This window comes from Methylibium sp., assembly GCF_031393925.1.
In the GTDB taxonomy this organism is placed as follows: Bacteria; Pseudomonadota; Gammaproteobacteria; order Burkholderiales; family Burkholderiaceae_C; genus Methylibium.
The window spans coordinates 1-5,700 of the sequence record NZ_JANMWL010000228.1; the positions used below are offsets into that span (position 1 = coordinate 1).

Consider the following 5,700-nt stretch of genomic DNA (forward strand, 5'->3'; position numbering starts at 1 on the left):
CTCTGCCCCGAAGCGACGCCGCCCTTGCGGCGCGGGGCGATGGTTGCAGCGCCTTGGGCCGGTGTGCTGGTCGGGCTGGCAATGGCGCTGCTGTCGGTGCTGGGTGCGCGGTCGTCGCGCAGCGGCGGTGGGCCGGCACCGCTCGGCCACTGGGTCGCCGCCGCCGTCTTGCGGCGCCGCCTGCTGCTGCTGCTGGTGGCGAGCAGCGCCGTCCTCGCCACGGTGGTGCTGAACGCCGCGGCGCCCGGCCACCAGAGCGCTTACTTGCAGTGGCAGACCGCCCTCTTCGCACTGTTGTTCGCCTGGGTTTCGGCCGGCTGCGTGACCGCGGTGATGGGCTACCTGGCGCTAGTGCGCGGCGACCGTCACGCGCTGGGTGCCGAGGCGGTGGCGGGCCGGCCGATCGATGCGGCCACGCGCACCGCGATCATCATGCCGATCTGCAACGAAGACATCGCCACCGTGAGCGCCGGGCTGCGCGCCACCTGCGAATCGCTCGCCGCGGCAATGCGCAATGCCGGCACGGCCGACGGCCTGTTCGACGTCTACTTGCTCTCCGACACCGCGGACGCGGCCCTGCGCAACGCCGAACTCGCCGCCTGGCGCCGGCTGCGCGACGAGCTCGCCTCGAGTGCCGGCGCGGTGTGCATCTACTACCGCTGGCGCCAGCGCCGCACCCGGCGCAAGGCCGGCAACGTGGCCGACTTTTGCCGCCGCTGGGGCAAGGCCTACCGCTACATGGTGGTGCTCGACGCCGACAGCGTGATGAGCGGCGAGGCGCTGCTCACGATGGTGCGCTTGATGGAAGCGCAGCCCCGCGCCGGCATCATCCAGACCGCGCCGCGCGCTTGCGGCCACGACTCGCTGCATGCACGCGTGCAGCAGTTCGCCGCCCGCGTGACCGGCCCGCTGTTCGCGGCCGGCCTGGCCTACTGGCAGCTCGGCGAGTCGCATTACTGGGGCCACAACGCGATCCTGCGCGTGGAGCCCTTCATGCGCCACTGCGCGCTGGCCGAGCTGCCGGGCCGTGGCGGCCTGGCCGGCGAGATCATGTCGCACGACTTCGTCGAGGCGGCGCTGATGCGCCGCGCCGGCTACGAAGTCTGGCTGCTGCCCGAGCTGGAGGGCAGCTACGAGCAGCCGCCGCCGCATCTGGTCGACGAGCTGCAGCGCGACCGCCGCTGGTGCCAGGGCAACCTGCAGAACGCCCGCCTGGTGGCCGAGCCCGGCATTGCCGGCGTGCACCGCGCCATGTTCGTGAGCGCCGCGATGTCGTACGTGGCCTCGCCGCTGTGGCTGGCGTTCGTGCTGCTCGGTGTGCTGCCGTGGGTGGTGGCGGGCGGCGAAGCGGACGCACTGATGGCGGTCTCGGTCGGCGGCACGGCCTTCCCGCTCGCTGCCACCTTGCTGTGGGCGGCGACCCTGGCCTTGCTGTTCGTGCCGCGCGTGCTGGCGGTGCTGCTGGTGCTGCGGCGCGGCCAGCAGCCCGGCTATGGCGGGACGCTCAGGCTGGTCGCGAGCGCCGCGCTCGAAGCCTTGCTGTCGGCCTTGCAGGCGCCGGTGCGCATGGTCGCGCACTCGGTCTTCGTGGTGGGCGCCCTCACCGGGCTCGAACTCCACTGGAAATCGCCGTCGCGCGAGGCCAACGACCTGGGCTGGGGCGAGGCGGTCGCCCGCTTCGGACTGGTCGGCGGCTTGGTCGCCGCCTTCATGGCTTGGTCGCTGGCCGGCGAGCCGGGCGCGGCCTGGCGGGTGTTGCCGCTGGCGCTGCCGCTGGTGTTGGCGGTGCCGCTGGCGGTGTTGACGAGCCGTCGCAGCGTCGGCCAGAGCTGGCGCCTGCGCGGCTTGCTGTTGATTCCCGAGGAGCTGCGCGCGCCGGCCGTGCTGCAGTCGGCGTGGCGCGATGTGCGTGCCGTGCCAACGCATGCGACGCAGGGCGGTGCGGCCTGGCCGGTGGGATCGGCATCGTCAGCCGCCGGGCGGCCGGCACGCGTTGCCGCGCCGCCCCGGTCGGCTGCTGCACGGCCCGCCGCGTCGATGGTCGTCGCCTCATGGCAGCGCCGCGCACTGGCCACCGCCAGCCTGGCGATCGTGGCCGGCGTGGGGGTGGTGCCACGCAGCGTCGAGACCGGCGGGCTCAGCTCCAGCGACCTGGCCGCCATGCGCATCGTGATGCTGGCTTCCAGCCCATCGGCGGCGCCTCTGTTGGTCGAGCGCACGCCATCGATGTCATCGATGCGCTTGAAGCGTGTGTCATCGGCGGATGGCGTGCGACAGACGACTCGACGGCAGACCGTTCCGATCTGAAGCCGCGGGTCGACGGGCGCAGCGCAGAGCGAAGCGGGTGGTCCGCAAGCCCGAGCTGGGTGGGCGCCAATCTGCGCTGCGCGGTGCGGCTAGGGCTTGGCCTGCACTCGCGCAAATGCCTGCGCCAGTGCGCCGCCGGCCGATGGGTCGGCAGCCGTCGCTCGCCCGCCAGGGCGCGCCCGCTCGTCGCGGTTCGCGGGCTTGTAGGCGTTGCCCGCGCCGTCGCGCGCGTGCGGCAGCGCGGCACCGAGCTTCATCGTGAGCGCAATGCGCCCGCGTGCGAGGTCCACTTCGACCACTCTCACCTTGACGATGTCGCCTGTCTTCACCACCTCACGCGCGTCTTTCACGAACTTGTCGGCCAGCTGGCTCACGTGGACCAGGCCGTCCTGGTGGACGCCGATGTCGACGAAGGCGCCGAAGGCGGCCACGTTGCTGACCGTGCCTTCGAGCGTCATGCCGGGCTGCAGGTCCTTGATGTCTTCAATGCCTTCGTTGAAGCGCGCCACCTTGAAGTCGGGCCGCGGGTCGCGGCCGGGCTTCTCGAGTTCGGCCAGCACGTCCTTGACGGTGATCGCGCCGTAGCGCTCGTCGGCAAATGCCGCGGGCTCGAGCGCGCGGATCACCTCGGCGCGGCCCATCAACTGGTCGAGCGGGCGCCCCGCCTTGGCAAGGATTTTCTCGACCAGCGGATAGGTTTCCGGGTGTACGCCGGAGCGGTCGAGCGGGTTGTCGCCACCACTGATGCGCAAGAAGCCCGCCGCCTGCTCGAAGGTCTTGTCGCCCAGGCCAGCCACTTCGAGCAGCTGGCGGCGGTTGCGAAACGCGCCCTCGGCATCGCGCCAGCGAACGATGCTGGCGGCCACCGTGGCCGAGAGGCCCGAGACGCGCGCGAGCAGCGGCACCGATGCGGTGTTGAGATCGACGCCGACGGCGTTGACGCAGTCCTCGATCACCGTGCCCAGGGTGCGTGCGAGCTCGCCCTGGTTGACGTCGTGCTGGTACTGGCCGACACCGATGCTCTTGGGGTCGATCTTCACCAGCTCGGCCAGCGGGTCCTGCAACCGCCGCGCGATCGAGACCGCACCGCGCAGGGTGACATCGAGCTCGGGCAGTTCCTTGCTGGCGAACTCCGAGGCCGAGTAGACCGAGGCGCCGGCTTCGCTGACGACGACCTTTTCGATCGGCGGTGTGCCCGCGTCCCCGCCGCCCGATGCAGAGCCGGCCAGCGCCGACTGCATGCGCTTGATCAGCTCACCCGCCAGCTTGTCGGTCTCGCGGCTGGCGGTGCCGTTGCCGATGGCGATCAGGTTCACGCCATGCGTCGCAGCCAGCCGGCCCAGGGTGTGGATCGAGCCCTCCCAGTCCTTGCGCGGCTCATGCGGGTACACGGTAGCGGTATCGAGCACCTTGCCGGTATCGCTCACCACCGCGACCTTCACGCCGCTGCGGATGCCGGGGTCCAGGCCCATCACGACGCGCTTGCCGGCCGGTGCGGCGAGCAGCAGGTCGCGCAGGTTCTCGGCAAACACCCTGATTGCCACGCGCTCGGCGTCCTCGCGCAGCCGCGTGAACAGGTCGCGCTCCAGGCTCAGCGAAAGCTTGACCTTCCAGGTCCAGGCGATGCACCTGCGGATCAGCTCGTCGGCGGCGCGCTGCTGGTGGCGCCAGCCGAGATGCAGCGCGATGCGGCCCTCGGCCACCGACACCGTAGGCGCTTTGACGGGCGCGGTCGTCGCGGCGGCAGGCGGCTCGGCCAGCGCCAGCTTCGCGTCGAGCACTTCCAGCGTGCGGCCGCGAAACACCGCCAGCGCGCGGTGCGAAGGCACGCGGCCGATCGGTTCGTCGTAGTCGAAGTAGTCGCGGAACTTGGCGACGTCCGGGTCCTGCTCGTTCTTGCCGTCCAGCAATTTGGCCTTGAACAGACCCTCTTCCCACAGCCAGCCGCGCAGGCCCTGCACGAGCCGCGCGTCCTCGGCCCAGCGCTCGGCGAGGATGTCGCGCACGCCATCGAGCACCGCTTGCGCATCGGCAAAGCCCGCCTCGGTCAGCGCGGCAGCGCCTCCTTGGTAAGTGGCCACGAAGCCGCTCGCCTCGACCAGCGGCTCCTGCGTCGGGTCGGCAAACAAGCGGTCGGCCAGCGGCTCGATGCCGGCCTCGCGAGCGATCATGGCCTTGGTACGGCGCTTTTGCTTGTAGGGCAGGTAGAGGTCTTCGAGCTCCTGCTTGGTCGGCGCGGCCTCAATGGCGGCGCGCAGCTGCGGCGTGAGCTTGCCCTGTTCGTCGATGCTCTTGAGCACCGCGCTGCGGCGCTGTTCCAGCTCACGCAGGTAGGCCAGCCGCGCCTCCAGCTCGCGCAACTGCGTGTCGTCGAGATTGTCGGTCGCTTCCTTGCGGTAGCGCGCGATGAAGGGCACGGTGGCGCCGCCATCGAGCAGTTCCACGGCGGCGTGGACTTGCGCCGACCGAACCTTCAGCTCGGTGGCGATTTGAAGCAGGATCTTGTTCAAGGCGGTGGCCGCAAAAGGCGGCTTGCGAGAGCGGGCCGCGAGTGTAGCCAGTGGGCTCGGCGACCTCGGGCGAGCTCGGCGATCTCGGCGCACCGCCAGCGCGCCAACGAATCGCGGCAGGGTGAGCCCATCAGGCCCACTCCGCGCTGCCTTCTCCCTCTATTCGCCGGCCAGCCCGTCCAGGCGTTGTGCCCACTCTTCGTAGGAGCCCAGCAGCGTCCATTCAAAGTCGCACAGGTAGTCGTAGCCCAGCTTGAAGAGCGGCAGGCTGTGGGTGAGCGGGTCGATTTGCTCGACCGACGCCACCTCGACGATGGCGATCACCTCGTAGCGCCCGGGCACCTTCCAGACGCTCTTGATCACACCGGCCTTGACCCCTGCGAGCACGGCCACCGATTCCTGCTTCCAGGCGCTGAAGAATTCCTGGTTGGACATGCGCTCTGGCTTGTGCAGCCGTGCGTGAAGTAGCAGTTCCATGACATTCCCCGGTGGTTGCAAAGTGGTGAACGAATGTACAAGGGCGGCGACTCGATGCCGCTCCGCACGAACCCGCTGACGGCCTGGCGGCGAAGCGCCCGTCCGGGCTTGTTTTCTGCGCTCCGAGCGCCGAAGCTAGTGCCTTGGTGCTCATGCGCGGCGCCCGGGCAACGACCTCCCCCCGGCGCTCGGCACCAGCGCGATGGAGCGTCGACTGGCCCGCACAGCGGGCTCATGCAAAGGAAACAACATGCCTGCCTACATCACCTTGGTGAATTTCACCGATCAGGGCGCACGCAACATCAAGGATTCCCCGGAGCGCTTCGAGGCCTTCAAACGATTGACCGAGGCCGCCGGCATCACCGTCAAGAGCGTGCACTGGACCCAGGGCGCCTACGACCTGGTG

General features: G+C 70.2%; 4 protein-coding genes. 2 read left to right on the forward strand and 2 right to left on the reverse strand.

The window, feature by feature from the left end:
* On the forward strand, positions 1-2,307 hold a 2,307-nt coding region (mdoH, locus tag RMO12_RS12035), incomplete at its 5' end, for a glucans biosynthesis glucosyltransferase MdoH (RefSeq protein WP_309639480.1).
* A gap of 89 nt (positions 2,308-2,396) precedes the next feature.
* Here the strand turns inward: mdoH and RMO12_RS12040 are convergent.
* Both RMO12_RS12040 and RMO12_RS12045 read right to left on the reverse strand, forming a co-directional pair.
* A complete protein-coding gene (locus RMO12_RS12040) occupies positions 2,397-4,817 on the reverse strand; it encodes a Tex family protein (protein WP_309639481.1) in 2,421 nt (806 codons plus the stop codon).
* A gap of 159 nt (positions 4,818-4,976) precedes the next feature.
* On the reverse strand, positions 4,977-5,294 hold the full coding sequence (locus RMO12_RS12045; protein ID WP_309639482.1) for a muconolactone Delta-isomerase family protein: 318 nt from the start codon (positions 5,292-5,294) through the stop codon (positions 4,977-4,979).
* Positions 5,295-5,544: 250 nt separating this feature from the next.
* Here RMO12_RS12045 and RMO12_RS12050 point away from each other — a divergent pair.
* On the forward strand, positions 5,545-5,700 hold a 156-nt coding region (locus RMO12_RS12050), incomplete at its 3' end, for a GYD domain-containing protein (RefSeq protein WP_309639483.1).

What these genes read in the sequence shown, in the direction of transcription:
- RMO12_RS12045 (WP_309639482.1), bottom strand. Translation starts at nt 5,294, where the DNA reads ATGGAACTGCTACTTCACGCACGGCTGCACAAGCCAGAGCGCATGTCC.